This is a genomic window from Kitasatospora fiedleri (assembly GCF_948472415.1).
In the GTDB taxonomy this organism is placed as follows: domain Bacteria; phylum Actinomycetota; class Actinomycetes; order Streptomycetales; family Streptomycetaceae; genus Kitasatospora; species Kitasatospora fiedleri.
In genome coordinates this window covers 2,212,056-2,228,403 of the sequence record NZ_OX419519.1, presented here as the reverse complement: position 1 = coordinate 2,228,403, position 16,348 = coordinate 2,212,056, and the positions used below count along the sequence as shown (strand labels likewise).

General features: G+C 70.0%; 11 protein-coding genes and 3 pseudogenes. 6 read left to right on the top strand and 8 right to left on the bottom strand.

The genetic code is table 11. The features are described from left to right. Positions 1–8: 8 nt before the first annotated feature. The 4 genes from QMQ26_RS10490 to QMQ26_RS10475 all read left to right on the top strand — a co-directional run bounded on the left by QMQ26_RS10490 (position 9) and on the right by QMQ26_RS10475 (position 4,211). The gene (locus QMQ26_RS10490; protein WP_282205515.1) at positions 9–1,745 is read left to right on the top strand and encodes a diadenylate cyclase; all 1,737 of its coding nucleotides are present in this window, start codon (positions 9–11) and stop codon (positions 1,743–1,745) included. A gap of 183 nt (positions 1,746–1,928) precedes the next feature. Continuing rightward, positions 1,929–2,300, top strand: a complete 372-nt coding sequence (locus tag QMQ26_RS38715) for a DUF255 domain-containing protein (protein WP_449768978.1) — start codon at positions 1,929–1,931, stop codon at positions 2,298–2,300. Positions 2,301–2,411: 111 nt separating this feature from the next. Continuing rightward, positions 2,412–3,242, top strand: a complete 831-nt coding sequence (locus QMQ26_RS10480) for a hypothetical protein (RefSeq protein ID WP_282205514.1) — start codon at positions 2,412–2,414, stop codon at positions 3,240–3,242. A gap of 468 nt (positions 3,243–3,710) precedes the next feature. After that, on the top strand, positions 3,711–4,211 hold the full coding sequence (locus tag QMQ26_RS10475) for a hypothetical protein (protein ID WP_282205513.1): 501 nt from the start codon (positions 3,711–3,713) through the stop codon (positions 4,209–4,211). Positions 4,212–4,578: 367 nt separating this feature from the next. Here the strand turns inward: QMQ26_RS10475 and glnA are convergent. Beyond that, positions 4,579–5,990: pseudogene (glnA, locus tag QMQ26_RS10470) on the bottom strand (type I glutamate--ammonia ligase). Between the two features lie 321 nt (positions 5,991–6,311). On the opposite strand from glnA, the gene QMQ26_RS10465 reads away from it, so the two are divergent. After that, on the top strand, positions 6,312–6,779 hold the full coding sequence (locus QMQ26_RS10465) for an RDD family protein (RefSeq protein WP_100835887.1): 468 nt from the start codon (positions 6,312–6,314) through the stop codon (positions 6,777–6,779). A 108-nt stretch (positions 6,780–6,887) separates the two neighbouring features. Here QMQ26_RS10465 and QMQ26_RS10460 read toward each other — a convergent pair whose 3' ends face one another. The 7 genes and pseudogenes from QMQ26_RS10460 to QMQ26_RS10430 form a co-directional block, all read right to left on the bottom strand. After that, on the bottom strand, positions 6,888–7,574 hold the full coding sequence (locus tag QMQ26_RS10460; protein WP_100835886.1) for a DUF4191 domain-containing protein: 687 nt from the start codon (positions 7,572–7,574) through the stop codon (positions 6,888–6,890). Positions 7,575–7,695: 121 nt separating this feature from the next. Further along, positions 7,696–7,848 carry a hypothetical protein gene (locus QMQ26_RS10455; protein ID WP_199528046.1) on the bottom strand — a complete coding sequence of 51 codons (153 nt, stop codon included), beginning with the start codon at positions 7,846–7,848 and terminating at the stop codon, positions 7,696–7,698. A gap of 284 nt (positions 7,849–8,132) precedes the next feature. Further along, on the bottom strand, positions 8,133–9,089 hold the full coding sequence (locus QMQ26_RS10450) for a lipoyl synthase (RefSeq protein WP_033254401.1): 957 nt from the start codon (positions 9,087–9,089) through the stop codon (positions 8,133–8,135). Positions 9,090–9,250: 161 nt separating this feature from the next. Continuing rightward, complete coding sequence (gene lipB, locus QMQ26_RS10445; protein WP_404814166.1) at positions 9,251–10,024, bottom strand: lipoyl(octanoyl) transferase LipB; 774 nt, start codon at positions 10,022–10,024, stop codon at positions 9,251–9,253. Positions 10,025–10,047: 23 nt separating this feature from the next. After that, positions 10,048–12,123: a helix-turn-helix domain-containing protein gene (locus tag QMQ26_RS10440; protein WP_282205511.1), complete on the bottom strand. Its 2,076-nt coding sequence runs from the start codon at positions 12,121–12,123 to the stop codon at positions 10,048–10,050. A 127-nt stretch (positions 12,124–12,250) separates the two neighbouring features. Beyond that, a pseudogene (locus QMQ26_RS10435) lies at positions 12,251–13,605 on the bottom strand (MFS transporter). A gap of 36 nt (positions 13,606–13,641) precedes the next feature. Beyond that, positions 13,642–14,415 carry a 3-hydroxybutyrate dehydrogenase gene (locus QMQ26_RS10430; RefSeq protein ID WP_100835881.1) on the bottom strand — a complete coding sequence of 258 codons (774 nt, stop codon included), beginning with the start codon at positions 14,413–14,415 and terminating at the stop codon, positions 13,642–13,644. A 297-nt stretch (positions 14,416–14,712) separates the two neighbouring features. On the opposite strand from QMQ26_RS10430, the pseudogene QMQ26_RS10425 reads away from it, so the two are divergent. After that, a pseudogene (locus tag QMQ26_RS10425) lies at positions 14,713–16,319 on the top strand (regulator). Positions 16,320–16,348 lie beyond the last annotated feature (29 nt).

Sequence of the window (16,348 nt, the reverse complement as noted above, 5' to 3'; positions counted from 1 at the left end):
TTCAGGCGATGGCTGAGCGATATATTGAGCAGTTTATGTGGGGATTTCAAGATATCTTTCGAAGTGGTCTGGACATTGAGTCCGATTTGGTACTCAAGTCCATCGACTTCACGGGAAATCCGAAGACTATACTGGTGGGTTTTCAGGCAGCTGGTCCGCATAAGTTCAGCATTTGCATTGAACAAGGGGATGAATTATTCGCGCCATCGGATCTAGCGGATGTCAAAAAATTGGCCATACAGAAGTACAGGGACAATCCAGAAATCCAGGCCCTTAACACGGATCGAAGAACTCATGAGATGCGCCAAAGAAGCCTGCTGAATCGCATGCGGGCTGAGGCACTTGAGGAAACGCTAGGCTCGAAACCAGGCCAAGAGAGCAGGGTGTTCTTTGCCGCGAACTCCGTTCGAGTTGGGGATTACGAAGTTCACGTAATCATCAGCGTAGAAAAGTTGGCCATCGCAGCTGTACCGCAGATCAAGAGTACCGTTCGGGATCGTCTCACCATTCAGCCTTCCCTGTTTCATGCCGTCATGATGAGAATCCTTGACCTCGCAACTCGGCACCTATATCTCCCTGACCCAGGGACTGGTCTTGAAATCCTTGACACAGGTTCTGGCGAAGTGGTCCGCACGGCTACAGAGTCCCTAATGAGCGGTATCCTGTACTGTACCGGGTGCTGGTCTGGCAGTAATGTCGACTCGTTGATGAACAGTCTTTCCGCGTTGCCGTATGAGGGTCGTGCAGGCTCAGGCCGTTTGGTTTTCGCTAAGTCAGACAATCCAGCAGTCGATGTTGCGGTCAAACTCCAAAGTCCAGTTCATCTGCGCAATAAGCTCGCCGTGCGAAAAATTTTGGAAGCTAGCGGGCCGAGGGCGGATGTTCTATCTGATGGGCAAAAGGTCTACGGCCTAGGACTCCTTAGCTCCGACTACGACCCAGAGACTGAGTCGATTTTCGTCGTGACATTTACATCTCGTGGCGTATGGGAGCTATCTCATGCGGGAGTGGTACTCCTCGCCGTCAAAGACGGCACCCCTAGTCTGCCGACACATGTGCTAGATGAGGATTATCTGATCGACCTAGCCGACCGACTGTTTCCTGAATTAGACAAACCGGCGTTGCTGACGGCAGCGCGGGCCGCCGGTCAACATAGACATGGAGCTATGTTGGTGATCTCTGCTGACGCCGCTAATGAGGCACGGCGTCTCTCTCCTCAATCTTGGTCAGTGGAGCCATCTCACCTTGCTTCGGAGCTGATTACACAGCTCACTGACATGGATGGCGCTGTGCTTGTAGACCCTAGTGGTCGATGCCACGCAATTGGAGTGATTCTCGATGGTACGGCCCGTGGCGAAGGGGATCCAGCCCGAGGTAGTCGACTCAACAATGCCGTGAGATATCTGGGTAGCGAGCCACCTCCAACTATTGTGGTGGTGTACAGCGCTGATGGTGGAATTGATATCCTCCCTCGCTTGTCGCCACGAGTACGTGAAGCTAACGTCACTGAGGCGGTGCAGTCCTTTATTGCACTAGCCACCAGTCGGCCGCCAAACTTTGAAAAGGCTTACAATGCCTGGGATATTGTGAAGTCATTCGAGTTCTATCTCACTCAGGCGCAATGCGATGCTCTGAATGATGCCCTTAATGGGCTAGAGGACTGGCGAATGGAAAATAATGACATTCGAATGGAGCAGCCTGCCCTGAAGCCAAATTCAGCAATGAATGCGGCTTATTGGTTGTAGAGGTGCCCGCTGCCCCGCCCTCAAGGTGTGTCTCATGTGGCTGGTAGCTGACCTGCGGCATGATTGACCCTCATAGGGGTTGATCTGTCGCAACGGCTGGTTCCTGATGGTCTCTGGGAGCTTGCCGAGCCGTTGTTGCCGGGGTTCACGCCGCCCTATCTCCAGCGGCACGCCACCAATCCTGTGGACTGGTGGGAATGGGGAGAGAGACCGATGTCAGAAGCGGCAAGGCGGGACGTACCCATCCTCCTCTCGGTGGGGTACGCATCCTGCCATTTATCCAGACGGGGACTCGGTCCGGGCGCTACTGAACGATGGATCACCCACCGAGAGCTGCGAGTTCGACGCCATTTTCGCGAATCTCTTCGACAGCTGAGTATCTGTCAGCATCGGTGCATGGTGGACTTTGGCGCCAAGGTCGAAGGCTCTGCCACCCGCCGCGTCCAGCGCCTCATGGTCGAGGGTGAGGGGCATATCCACACCCTTCCTGTCCCCGGGGCTGGCGCCGTGGCGGTGCGAGCCGGCCGTGGGACGCCACCCCGGAGCACCGGATGACGAACTGCGCAGTCCTCCACGTCCGCCTTGCAGTTCGCTTGCCTTGCCGACGTGAAGCGACGCGCCCGAAATTCGAGGACGCCCAGCCCGCTGGTGGTCCACGATGGACGCGTGCGACTTCTCTCGTCATCTCTGATCGGCCATGCCGCCGAGATCGCCGTTGAAGCCTTCTCCGAAGGCAAGCTGCGGCTCCTGTTCATGAAGGCCAACCTGGACAGTGCCACGCCAGCCAAGCACTATGGCAAGGCCGAACTGGTGGCCAAGACTGTGATGACCGCCAAGTACGCCGCCACCGAGTCCGGCGCGGACGACGAGCGCAAGGCGCTCCACGACTTCGTGCGGCTGGTCGCTGAGCAGGTAGCACCCGCTGCGCTTGAGGGCATTCGCCCCGGCACGTACTTCTGGCAGCTACGTGAGGCCGCCCGCGCCGACGGGCTCGACCTCCGGGCCAACTTCGAGACGACAGACGACGAATGGGGCGCCACCACAACCCGCCGTACCGGAGTTCGGCTTCTCCCTCTTGACGACCCGGCGGCACCGCTTAGCCAGGAGATCACCGCGCTGGAGGCCGACTTCGACCGCCTCGGGTGGACGGACGCGAAGGACTGCTACCAGCGAGCTGCAAAGGCCCTCACCGAGGGACGCCACGAAGATGCTAACGGCGGCATCCGCGCCATGTACGAAGCCGCCCTCGTGGAGACCGCCACCATCACGGGTTTCGCGTCAACCAAGCAGGGCGACGGCGGAGCGGCCGTCAACTACCTGCGGACCCAGGGGCACCTCGCGGACAAGGACGGAGGCTGGTTCGTCCACGGCCTCTGGGCCATCACCCACACCAACGGGCCCCACCCTGGCACCTCCACCGCAGGCGAGGCACACTTCCGCTTCCAGGCACTCACTGCCGCGGCGCGTTACCTGATCGACCGCTTCGCTCCGGCCTAGCGCCTAAAGGTTGTCCGTTTAGGCAGGAGAGTCGGTGCGGGCGGGCGCGGTACGGTTCCCAGGTGGGGCACTTGTACGTGGCCTGCCCACCGCACGGACCCGGAATCGACCCCTTGTCCTTGGTCGGCAGCCGGCTCGTTGGGGTGCTCGCGTCGTGGCACATTCAGGACGGGCACCCCGGCGACGGCTCGGTCGAAGTGTGGATGATCAACGATCGAGACAGGTCCACCAACATCGCTAGCGGCACGGACTGGTGCCTCGTGGTTGAGTCATCCGGGCCGGATGACGGGTTCGACATGGGCAACTGAGGTCGGATCGACGTTCGGCCCGTAAGTGATGAGACCCCGTTCGCGGCCTACCGCGGCGGGGTTGTGCTCGACGTCCGGCAGGAGTGCGAGCCGGTGACAGGGCGTGTGCTGCTTGAGCTGCACTTCCCATCAGGCAGTGCCCGCTGCGAGAGCTGGAGCAATGACCTCCGGGTCCTGGCCGTGGACAGACCCGTGGACCCGACTACGCCAACGCAATGATACCCACGACCAGGTCGGCCGACCGGTCCGCAGCGAACTCGCCTCCAGCCTCGGCGGCCCGACCGCCGTGACGACGACCGCGTATGACCAGCGCGGGCTTGTGGTCAGCGCCACCAGCCCCAACGGCAACGCGGCTGGCGCCGACCCGGCGAAGTACACCACTACGAACGGCCTCGGACGACCCGTCAAGACCACGGCGCGGCTGGGCGAGTCCGTCAGCACGGTGAACGACAGCCTCGGCAACGCGATGCAGGTCGCAGAGGCCGACTCTGCCAGCGCGGTACTGCGCACACGTACCAGCACCTACGACCGCGAGGGCCGCGTCTGCATGGCCACGAGCCCGGCTACCGGCGCAGTCACGTTCCCCTTGCTGTTGTCCCGCATCACCCAGTCGACTGGTTCGCCCAGTCGACCGCTGCAACGTTCTCGACGGCGCTGCTGACCTCCGAGCCGGCCGGAAGCCCCATCGGCCGCCTGCCGGACCTGAGCGGCCCGAGGCGGCGACGACGGCAGGCTCCGCTACTTGGTGAGCGCGGGTAAAAGATCGAATCCGTTGAGTCAGCAGCTGCGGGCAATGACTACTGAAAGTAGCGGGATGGCGTGCTGCCCAGTGCTGGCAAGGGCGGCAAGGACAATGAGGTGATCATCGCGGGTTCGATCTGCCCGTGCTCATTTCACACTCATTTCACATCGCAAGCCCGAGAGGCGTTGGAGCCGATCCCTCTCAGAGGTTTCCGCAAGTCAGGACCCTGCCTGACCTGCGGAAACGATGAGAGATCAAACTGCGTTTCCGCAGGTCAGAGGGGGTCCTACAGGTCGTAGTACAGCTCGAACTCGTGCGGGTGCGGCCGCAGCGCGATCGGGGCGATCTCGTGGGTGCGCTTGTAGTCGATCCAGGTCTCGATCAGGTCGGTGGTGAAGACGCCGCCCGCGAGGAGGTACTCGTGGTCGGCCTCCAGGGCGTCGAGGACGGCGCCGAGGGAGGCGGGAACCTGGGGGACGGCGGCGTGCTCGTCGGGGGCGAGCTCGTAGAGGTCCTTGTCGACGGGCTCCAGCGGCTCGATCTTGTTCTTGATGCCGTCCAGGCCGGCCATCAGCATGGCGGAGAAGGCCAGGTAGGGGTTGGAGGACGGGTCGGGGGCGCGGAACTCGATGCGCTTGGCCTTGGCGTTGGAACCGGTGATCGGGATGCGGATCGCGGCGGAGCGGTTGCGCTGCGAGTAGACCAGGTTGACCGGGGCCTCGAAGCCGGGCACCAGGCGGTGGTAGGAGTTCACCGAGGGTTGGTGAAGGCGAGCAGCGAGGGGGCGTGCTTGAGGATGCCGCCGATGTAGTAGCGGGCGGTGTCGGACAGGCCCGCGTAGCCCTGCTCGTCGTAGAAGAGCGGGGAGCCGCCGGTCCACAGCGACTGGTGGACGTGCATGCCGGAGCCGTTGTCGCCGAAGATCGGCTTGGGCATGAAGGTGGCGGACCTGCCGGCCCGCCAGGCGACGTTCTTGATGATGTACTTGAACAGCATCAGGTCGTCGGCGGCGTGCAGCAGGGTGTTGAACTTGTAGTTGATCTCGGCCTGGCCGGCGGTGCCGACCTCGTGGTGCTGGCGCTCCACCTCCAGCCCGGCCTTGGCGAGTTCGAGGGACATCTCGGCGCGCAGGTCTGCGAAGTGGTCGACCGGCGGGACGGGGAAGTAGCCGCCCTTGTACTTGACCTTGTAGCCGCGCGCGTCGCCCTCGGCGGAGCCGCTGTTCCAGGCGCCCGCGACCGAGTCGATGTGGTAGTAGGAGGCGTTGGCGGAGGTCTCGAACCGCACCGAGTCGAAGACGTAGAACTCGGCCTCGGGCCCGAAGTAGGCGGTGTCGGCGATGCCGGAGGAGGCCAGGTACGCCTCGGCCTTGCGGGCGACGTTGCGCGGGTCGCGGCTGTACGCCTCGCCGGTGATCGGGTCCTGGATGAAGAAGTTGATGTTGAGGTGCTTCTCGGCGCGGAACGGGTCCAGCCGGGCGGTGGCCAGGTCGGGCACCAGGGCCATGTCGGACTCGTGGATGGCCTGGAAGCCGCGGATCGAGGAGCCGTCGAACATCAGGGTCTCGGACGGGTCGAAGGTGGCGGCCGGGACCGAGAAGTGCTGCAGCACGCCCGGCAGGTCGCAGAACCGCACGTCGACGAACTTGATGTCGTTGTCCGCGATGTACTGCTTCACCTCGTCGGCGTTGGTGAACATCCGTACTCCTCCTCGGCGTGCACGTCTGAGTCTCCGTCAGGGGCGACAGGAGCCCCGGTGCAGGGGGCTCACGATAGGAACGGCCCGTTTCCGGCTCGTGACTCGCTTGTTTCCCACATGTTAACCGGGCCATTCGGGCGGGCGGCAAAGCGGTACGGTTCCGGGCAAATTCCCGGCCCTGCCGGGCCGTAGATCCGCAACTGGTCCAGACCACTCGTGGCAGTCGGGCGCACCGGGTTCACCCCGACGGGAAACCCCGGCGGCGCGCCGCCGCCCGGGGCCGCCACCGGCCCCGGCCGTAAGCCCGGTTAGGGTGGATTCGTGGACACCAGAGAAGCACTCGGATCGTGGATCGACGGCCCGAAGGCGGCCGCCGAGAAGATGGGCGCCGAATTCGGCTACCGCGGCGAGCGCCTCGGCCTCCCGCGCACCGGGCCCGGTTCGCTGGCCGGCCCCGGCCGCCGGATCGGCGCGCTGTTCGTCGACGGCTGGCTGGTCAGCCTGGTCGCGTACGGGCTGCTCGCGGGCGGCGAACGGGGCACCGCCAACCTGTGGACCACCCCGCTTTTCTACGCGGTGACGGCGCTGTTCCTGGCCACCACCGGCACCACCGTCGGCAAGCGCCTGTTCGGCCTGCGGGTGGTCCGGCTGGACGGCACCCGCGCCACCATCCCGCAGGTGCTGCTGCGCACCCTGCTGCTCTGCCTGGTCGTCCCGGCCGCCGTCTGGGACCGCGACACCCGCGGCCTGCACGACAAGGCCGTCGGCACCGTCGAGGTCCGGATCTGAGCCGACCCCGAGGAAGCACCCCCGAAGGGGCACCGGAACATCGAACGGCCCCGCTCGCGGAGGGGAACCTCGCGGGCGGGGCCGTGGTGCGGAACGGGGGAGTCGCGCCTAGCGCATGCCGCCCTTGGGCATCCGGGCGCCCTTCGGCATCGGGCCCTTGGGGATCGGCGCCTTGGAGAGCAGGTCGCCCAGGGCGCGCAGCCGGTCGTTGGTCTCGGTGACCTGGGCGGCGCTGATCGACCGGGGCAGGCGCATCAGGTGGACCTGCAGCTTCTTGAGCGGGATCTGGCCCTCGTCGTTGCCGACCATGATGTCGTGCACCGGGATGTCGCCGACGACCCTGGCCATCTTCTTCTTCTCGGACGCCAGCAGCGGCCGCACCCGGTTCGGGTTGCCCTCGCCGATCAGCGCGATGCCGGCCCGGCCGACCGCGCGGTAGACCGCGTCCTGGCTGCGGGTGACCGCCACCGGGGTCTGGTTCGCGCTCCAGCCGCGCCGGATGTTGCCCAGCACCGCCGCGACCGCGCCCGGCTGGCCCTCCATCTGCCCGAACGCGGCCCGCTCGGCCCGCCGGCCGAACACGATCGCGACCGCCAGCACCGCCACCACGAAACCGAGGATGCCCAGGTAGATCGGGTGGTCCAGTGCGAAGCCGATGGCGAGGAACACGCCGAAGGTCAGCAGGCCGACGCCGGCGATGATCAGGCCGATCTTGGTGTCGACCTGCTTGGTCATGACATATGCCTGGCGGATCTGTGCGAGCCGCCCAGGAGTATCGGATTTTTGCCTCGCCATACCGCTCATGGTACGTGGCGGCACACGCGATCATCCAAGGCGGTGCCGGTTCGTGACCCTGGTCTTTCCCCGAAGCGGCCCCGACTCCCGCCGGGCGTCCGCCCCGGCCCCCACCAGGGGTTCAGGCACCGCGTCCGAACACCTGCCCGGACTGCTCGCGTTCGCCCGCCAGCCGCCGGTTCTCGCACACCGCGGCCCACGCGTTGCGGCGCGCGCCGCGGATCAACAGCATCTGCTCGGCCCGCCGGAGGGCGATCCGGATTCCGGTACGCATGACCACACCAACTCCTCGACCCGGGTACCGCTCCAGCGTCCCGGACGTCCGTTACCGTACGGTGACCCGCCCGTCAATGCCACGTGAAACATCGGCGCTTAGCCCGGACGCGCCGGAGGGACGGGCCCGAACGGACCCGCCCCTCACCGGCACGGCGCGGCACCACAGCACCCGACAGGCACCGCGGCACCCGGACCAAGCACGGCAGCACCCGACAGGCACCGCGGCACCCGGACCAAGCACCGCGGCACCCGACGGAAGCGAGAAGCACCGCAGCGCGCGGCTCAGACCGCCGCCGCCCGCTCCCGGTGCTCCAGCGCCTGCCGGTACAGCCGCCCGGCCCGGTACGAGGAGCGCACCAGCGGACCGGACATCACCCCGGCGAAGCCCAGCTCCTCGGCCTCCTGCTGGAGCTCGACGAACTCCTGCGGCTTCACCCAGCGCTCCACCGGGTGGTGGCGCAGCGAGGGCCGCAGGTACTGGGTGATGGTGATCAGCTCGCAGCCGGCGTCGACCAGGTCGGCCAGCGCCTCGCTGACCTCCTCGCGGGTCTCGCCCATGCCCAGGATCAGGTTGGACTTGGTGACCAGCCCGGCCGCCCGGGCCTGGGTGATCACGTCCAGCGAGCGCTCGTAGCGGAAGGCCGGGCGGATGCGCTTGAAGATCCGCGGCACCGTCTCGACGTTGTGCGCCAGCACCTCGGGGCGGGCGGAGAAGACCTCGGCGAGCTGCTCGGGGACGGCGTTGAAGTCCGGGATGAGCAGTTCGACGCCGGTGCGGCCGGCCTCGCGGGCGGCGGTCATCGCGTGCACCTGGCGGACCGTCTCGGCGTACAGCCACGAGCCGCCGTCCGCCAGGTCGTCGCGGGCGACGCCGGTGATGGTGGCGTAGTTCAGGTCCATCGTGACGATGGACTCGGCGACCCGGCGCGGCTCGTCCCGGTCGAACTCGGCGGGCTTGCCGGTGTCGATCTGGCAGAAGTCGCAGCGGCGGGTGCACTGGTCGCCGCCGATCAGGAAGGTCGCCTCGCGGTCCTCCCAGCACTCGAAGATGTTGGGACAGCCGGCCTCCTGGCAGACCGTGTGCAGCCCCTCCTTCTTCACCAGGGACTGCAGGGCGTTGTACTCCGGCCCCATCTTCGCCCTGGTCTTGATCCACTCGGGCTTCCGCTCGATGGGGGTCTCGCTGTTGCGGACCTCCAGCCGGAGGAGCTTCCTGCCGTCGGGTGCGACAGCGGACACGTGCGACTCCTAGAACTAGACGGGGTACCCCTCAGGGTACGCCTGCGCTTCAACGGCCGGCACCCGGCCGGGGGCTTGCCTTCGAAAGGCAACGCTCGGCGCGCCGCGCCGATTCCGCTACCGGACGGTCACCAGCCCGCCGGCGGGCCGCTGGCGGGCCGTTACCGGACGGCGGCCGCCGGCTCGGGCAGCTCGGCGAACACCTCGGCCAGCTTCCGCTCGACCGCCCCCACCGCGTCGGACACCCCGAACGGCCGGGCCAGCTCCCCGCTCAGCGAGGCCACCCCGGCGTCCCGGATGCCGCACGGGACGATCTTGTCGAAGTACGTCATGTCCGGGTCGCAGTTCAGCGCGAAGCCGTGCATGGTCACGCCGCGGGCCACCCGCACGCCGATCGCCGCCAGCTTGCGGTCGTCGCCGCGCTGGCCCGCGTTGGACGGCGCGTACTCGGGTCCGGCCAGCCGCGGGTCGATGCCCAGCGGCAGGCCCATCCGCAGGGTCAGCTTGCCGATCTCCACCACCTGCGCGGGGTCGACCACCGCGCCGGGGATCTCCGCGCCCAGCTTCCACACCCCGCTGCGGCCCTCGATCCGGGTGGTCTCCACGCCGAACCCGCCGCAGGCCCGGATCAGCGCCTCCTCCAGCCGCCGCACGTACGCCACCACGTCGATCGGGTCCGGCAGCTTCACGATCGGGTAGCCGACCAGCTGCCCGGGGCCGTGCCAGGTGATCTCCCCGCCGCGGTTGACCTCCACCACCGGCGTCCCGTCCAGCGGCAGGTCGGCCGGGTTGGTGCGCTTGCCCATCGTGTACACCGGGTCGTGCTCCAGCAGCAGCACGGTGTCCGGGATCTCGTCCGCGACCCGCAGCGCGTGCAGCCGCTGCTGCTCCGCCCACGCCTCCTGGTAGGGGACGGTCCGCTCGCCTATCCCCATCCGCACGAACCGCACGTTCTCGCTCACCACAGCACTCCCTGCCGGCCGACCAGCCCAACCTCGCCACTGTACGCCCGGCCCGGGCACGCCCGGCGCCCCTGCCGGCCCGTCCGCTGTCCGCCCGGCCCGGGCACGCCCGGCTCGCCGCAGGCCGGTCCGCTGCCCGCCCGGCCCGGGCACGCCCGGCGCCCCTGCCGGCCGGCCCGCTCAGCCCCGGCGAGCAGTTGCAGCCGCAGCGCCAGCTGGAGCTCCAGCGCCCGCTCCGGCTGGTTCCAGTCGCGGCCCAGCAGCACCTCCACCCGGTCCAGCCGCTGCACCACCGTGTTCACGTGGACGTGCAGCAGGTCCTTGGCCCTCGTCAGGCCGCCGCCGCAGTCGAAGTAGGCGCGCAGGGTGCGCACCAGCTCGGTGCCGCGCTTGGCGTCGTAGTCGAGCAGCGGGCCCAGGGTGGCCCGGACGAAGCCGTCCACGTCGTGCCCGTCGCCCAGCAGCACGCCCAGGAAGCCCAGGTCGGCCGCGCACGCCCCGTCCCCGGCCCGGCCCAGCACCCGCAGGGCCCGCACGCAGCGCACCCCCTCCGCGTACGCCGCGGCCAGCGCGACCGGGCCGTTCGCGGCGCGGCCGGTGCCGACCGTGACCGGGCCGCCCGCCAGCCGGGCCAGCCGCTCGGCCGCGAGCGCGGCCACCGCGCCGTCGCCGCCGCCCTCGTGCGGCACCAGCAGCACCACGCCCTCGCCGAACTCGGCGCTGATGCCGCGCGAGCCGAACAGGTACCGGGCCGCCGCCCCGGCCAGCCGGCCCTGGGCGAGGGCGTCCTCGGCGACGGCCACCAGGGCCAGGTGCGGCCGGTTCAGGTCGACGCCCAGCCGCCGGCCGCGCGCGGTCAGCCCGGCCGGGTCGCGGCCGGGGGCGGTCAGCAGGTCGGCCAGCAGCTCGCCGCGGACCCGGTTCTCGGTCTCGGCGACCGAGCGGCGCAGCAGGAGCAGCAGCGCGGTGACGACGCCGGCCCGCTCGAACACCCGCCGGTCCGCGTCGTCCAGCTCGGGCCGCCCGTGCAGCACCAGCGCGCCCAGCAGCTCCTGCCCGGCCAGCACCGCGCACACCCACTCGGTGCCGTGCCGGACCGCGTGGCCCTCCGCGCGGGAGGCGGTGACCGCCTCGGCCAGGCCGTCGGGCGCGCCGCCGGGGCCGGTCAGCGGGGCGCCCTCGGCGTCGTGCACCGAGGCCGCGCCGTCCAGCAGCGCGGCCACCTCGGCGGCCACGTCGGCCACCTCCGCGCCGCGCAGCACCAGGTCGGTGAGCCGGTCGTGGGCCTGCTCGGCGCGCTGGACGGCGGCGGCGTGCGCCCGGATGACGGCGTTGGCGGCGGCCAGTTCGGCCAGCGCGGCCCGGGTGTCGGCCAGCGACTTGGCGGTGTCCAGGGCGATCGCGGCGTGCGCGGCCAGGGTGCACAGCAGCGCGACCTCGTCGGGGGAGAAGGCCCGCGGCGAGCGGTCGGCGGCGAACAGCACGCCGATCACGGTGCCGCCGAGCAGCAGCGGCACCCCGATGATCGCCACCAGGCCCTCGTCCAGCACGCCCGCGTCGATCTGCCCGGTGTGCCGGAACCGCTCGTCGACCCGGTAGTCGTGGCTGGCGTAGGGCCGGGCGGTCTGCGCGACCAGGCCGCCCAGGCCGTCGCCCAGGCTGAGCCGCAGGGTCTGGAAGATCGGCGAGACCGAGCCGTCGGTGACCCGCATGTACGTGTCCCCGGCCCGCTCGTCGGGGAGGGTCAGGTACGCGGTGTCGGTGCCCAGCAGCATCCGGGCCCGCCGGACGATGGCCTGTAGCACCGCGTCCAGGTCGCGGGAGGCGGCCAGGTCGCCCGCGGTGTCGAACAGGGCGGTCAGCTCGGCCTCGCGGCGGCGGTGCTGGCGCATGGTCCGGTGCACCCGCAGCGCCTGCCAGGTGGCGTCGTCGATCTCGGTCAGCACCTCGGCGGGCGCGCCCCGGCGGCGGGCGTCGGCGAGCACCTCGCCGAAGTCCTCGGTGGCGGCGCCGGTCGCCAGCAGGTCGAGGAGTCTGCGCAGCGCCGGTGCGGCGGTGGTGTGGCGGTCCATGCGGTCTTCCCTGTCACTAGTGCCCCCGTGGCCCCCGTGGCCCTCGTGCCCCCCGACCCGCCGCGGGAACGGGTCGGGGCCGCGCCCCCGGTCGCCCGGTGACGCGGCCCTGATCCTGCCGAAGTGCTCAGAGGCTAGCGGGCGCCTTCACGGAGTCCACCCGAGCGTCCGCCCCGACGTCCTCCAGGTCGGCGCCGCGGGTCTCCCGGCCGCACAGCACGGCCACCACCGTGACCACCGCGGCGAGGGCCACGTACACCGCGATCGGGGTGGCGCTGCCGTAGTCCTTCAGCAGCGCGGTGGCGATCAGCGGGGCGGGCGCGCCGGCCGCCACCGAGGAGAACTGGGCGCCGATCGAGGCCCCGAGTAGCGGGTGCGGGTGGCGAACAGCTCGGAGAAGAACGCCGCCTGCGGGGCGTACATCATGCTGTGGAAGAACAGCCCGACGGTGACGGCGGCGGTCAGCTGGACGAAGCTCCCGGTGTCGGCCATCCGGAAGAAGACGAACGCCCAGCCGCCGACGCCGACCGCGCCCACCAGGTAGACCGGCCTGCGGCCGACCCGGTCGGAGAGCGCCCCGAAGGCCGGGATCAGCGCGAACTGCACCGCCGAGCCGATCAGTACGGCGTTCAGCGCGGTCTGCTTGGGCAGGTGGGTCTGGGTGACGGCGTACGCCAGCACGAAGGTGGTCAGCACGTAGTACGAGATGTTCTCCGCCATCCGGGCGCCCATCGCCACCAGCACGTCCCGCCAGTGGTCGCGCAGCACCGCCACCAACGGCGGCCGCTCCCGCTCGGCGCGCTGCCCGGCCGCCGCCAGCGCGGCCTTGAACAGCGGCGACTCGTCCACCGCGAGCCGGATCCACAGGCCGACCAGCACCAGCACCGCGGACAGCAGGAACGGCACCCGCCAGCCCCAGGCCAGGAACGCCGCGTCCGACTGGACGGCCGTCATCAGCGAGAGCACGCCCGCCGCCAGCAGGTTGCCGGCCGGCGCGCCGCCCTGCGGCCAGGACGCCCAGAAGCCGCGCCGCCGCCGGTCGCCGTGCTCGGAGACCAGCAGCACCGCCCCGCCCCACTCGCCGCCCAGCGCGAAGCCCTGCACCAGCCGCAGGACGGTCAGCAGCACCGGTGCCGCGACGCCGGCCTGGTCGTAGGTGGGCAGGCAGCCGATCAGCGTGGTCGCGCCGCCCATCAGCAGCAGGCTCAGCACCAGCAGCCTCTTGCGGCCGATCCGGTCACCGAAGTGCCCGAACACCAGCGCGCCCAGCGGCCGGGCGGCGAACCCGATCGCGTAGGTCAGGAAGGAGAGCAGGGTGCCGGTCAGCGGGTCGGCCTTCGGGAAGAACACGTGCCCGAAGACCAGCGCCGCCGCCGATCCGTACAGGAAGTAGTCGTACCACTCGATGGTGGTGCCGATCAGCGAGGCGGCGACCACCCTGGGCAGGGAGGCGGGTCTCGCGACGTCGGGAGAGATGGCCATGGCGAATTCCCTTGCTGGTGAGGAGGGTCGGGAAGGTCAGTGCGCGGTCCAGCCGCCGTCCACCGGCAGGCTCGCGCCGGTGATGTACGAGGCGCCGGGCGAGCACAGCCAGACGGCCAGCTCCGCCACCTCGTCCGGCTCGATCAACCGCTTCACGGCGGTGCGGTCGAGCATGATCCGCTCCACCACCTCGTCCTCGTGGATGCCGTGCGCCAGCGCCTGCGCGGCGATCTGCTGCTCCACCAGCGCGGTCCGCACGTACGCCGGGTTCACGCAGTTGCTGGTCACCCCGTACGGGGCGCCCTCCAGGGCCACCGTCTTGCTCAGGCCCTCCAGGGCGTGCTTGGCCGTCACGTAGGCCGACTTGAAGGCGCTCGCCCGCAGGCCGTGCACCGAGGAGATGTTGACCACCCGGCCCCACTCGCGCTCGTACATGTGCGGCAGGGTGCGGCGCAGGATTCGGAACGGGGCCTCCACCATGACCCGCTGGATCAGGGTGAACCGCTCCACCGGGAACTCGTGCACCGGCGCGACGTGCTGGAGGCCCGCGTTGTTGACCACGATGTCCGCGTCCGCCGGCAGCGCCTCCACCGCCTCCGGGTCCGACAGGTCCGCGACGTGCGCGGTCCCGCCGATCCGGGCCGCCAACTCCTCGGCGGGACCGGCCGCCAGGTCGACGACGTACACGTGCGCGCCCGCCGCGGCGAACGCCTCCGCGCAGGCCCGGCCGATGCCGGAGGCGGCCCCGGTGACCAGGGCGGTGCGGCCGAGCAGCGGCGGCGCGGAGGGCGGGGCAGAAGTGGTGTCCATGGCCGAGAACGGTAGGAATCCGCGGGCCCCGCAACGATGTGGGCGGACACCACAGCACCGCCCGGACATGTGGTGCGCACAGCCATGCGCCCGCACCGCGGGCAGCGGCTCCCGAACTCAAACACGCGACGCCCGTGCTTCCTCACAACGGGCGGGGCTGGTTCACCCGTTCGGAGGACGGGTGGCCCGAATCCACCCATAGCGTCCCAATGCTCGCTACATTCGCGCCGATTCCCGATCAGGGGGCGCCGTCCGGGCAGGAGGGGCCGGAACGGCGCCTGAGAGGTGTGGACTGCTATGCCCCAACGGCCAGTGATCGACAGCCCCGCGTACCGACCGCTCGACCCGCTCGACCCGCGCCCGACCGGAGCGGCCGAGACCCCTCCGCGCGCCCCCGAGCGGACCGAACCACCGGCCCCCGCGGCCGGGCGCGCCCAGAACCCCCAACTCGCCGCACTCATCGAGGAGTCCGGCTTCTCGCACGCCGGCCTCGCCCGCCGGGTCGACCAACTCGGCCTGGAGCACGGCCTCGACCTGCGCTACGACAAGACCTCGGTGACCCGCTGGCTGCGCGGCCAGCAGCCCCGCGGCGCGACCCCGGCCCTGATCGCCGAGGTCTTCACCCGCCGCCTCGGCCGCCGCCTCACCGCCCAGGACGTCGGCCTCGACGCCTGCGCCCCGGTCTACGCCGGGCTGGAGTTCGCCGAGACCCCGCAGGAGGCCGTCGACATCGTCGCCTCCATGTGGCGCAAGGACAACGGCCCCTACGCCGAACTCCGCAAGATCGCCTTCACCCCCGCCGGGCTCGTCGTCCCCAGCCGCGACTGGCTGATCGGCCGCACCGACGAACGCGTCGCCCGGGACGGCACCACCCTCACCCCGAGGAGCTCCGCACGCCCCCGCAGGGCGCCCGCGTCCCCCAGCAGGCACCGCGCCGCCCGGCGAACGCCTCCGGCACCGAACCGGGCACCGAGGCCCGGGAGTCCAGGCCCCCGGTCCGGGTCGGCCGCGGCGACATCGCCGCGATCCGCGCCGTCGGCGACCTGTTCCGCGCCCTCGACCACGCCTACGGCGGCGGCCACGCCCGGCAGGCCCTGGTCCGCTACCTGGAGAGCGAAGCCGAACCCATGCTCCGCGGCCGGTACGGCGAACAGATCGGCCGCGCCCTGTTCGGCGCCGTCTCCGACCTGACCAGGCTGGCCGGCTGGACCTCCTTCGACATCGCCGCGCACGGCCTCGCCCAGCGCTACTTCGTCCAGGCCCTGCGGCTCTCCCAGGCCGCCGGAGACCGCGTCCTGGGCGGCTTCGTCCTCACCACCATGAGCCAGCAGGCCGTCCACCTCGGTCACGCCCGCGAGGCCATCCAACTCGCCCGGGTCGCCCAGCAGGGCGTCGGCACCACCGCCGCCCCCGTCGTCCAGGCCCTGATGCACGCCGCCGAGGCCCGCGGCCACGCCCTGGCCGGCGACGTCCGGGCCTGCACCACCGCCCTGGTCCGCTGCGAACGCGCCCTGGGCACCGCCCGCGGCGCCGACGAAGTCCCCTCCTGGGCGCGCTACTTCGACGACGCCCAGCTCGCCGACGAGTTCGCCCACTGCTACCGGGACCTCCAGCAGTGGCGCCCCGCCGCCCAGCACGCCGAGAAGTCCCTCCGGCTGCGGGCCCCCGCCTACGCCCGCAGCCGCATCCTGTGCCGCCTGGTCCTCGCCTCCGCGCGGCTCGGCATGGGCGACGTCGACGAAGCCTGCTCGATGGCCACCGACTCCCTCCGCGCCGCCGGGGAGCTGCGCTCCGCCCGCACCGTCGAGTACCTCCGCGACTTCCACCGCCGCCTCACCCCCTACCGCACCACCCCCGCCGCCCGCGCCTTCGAAGAGGCCGCCCGCCAGGCGGGGGTGATCTGAGGGAAGAACGGTCCGGGGGCCCGGGGAGC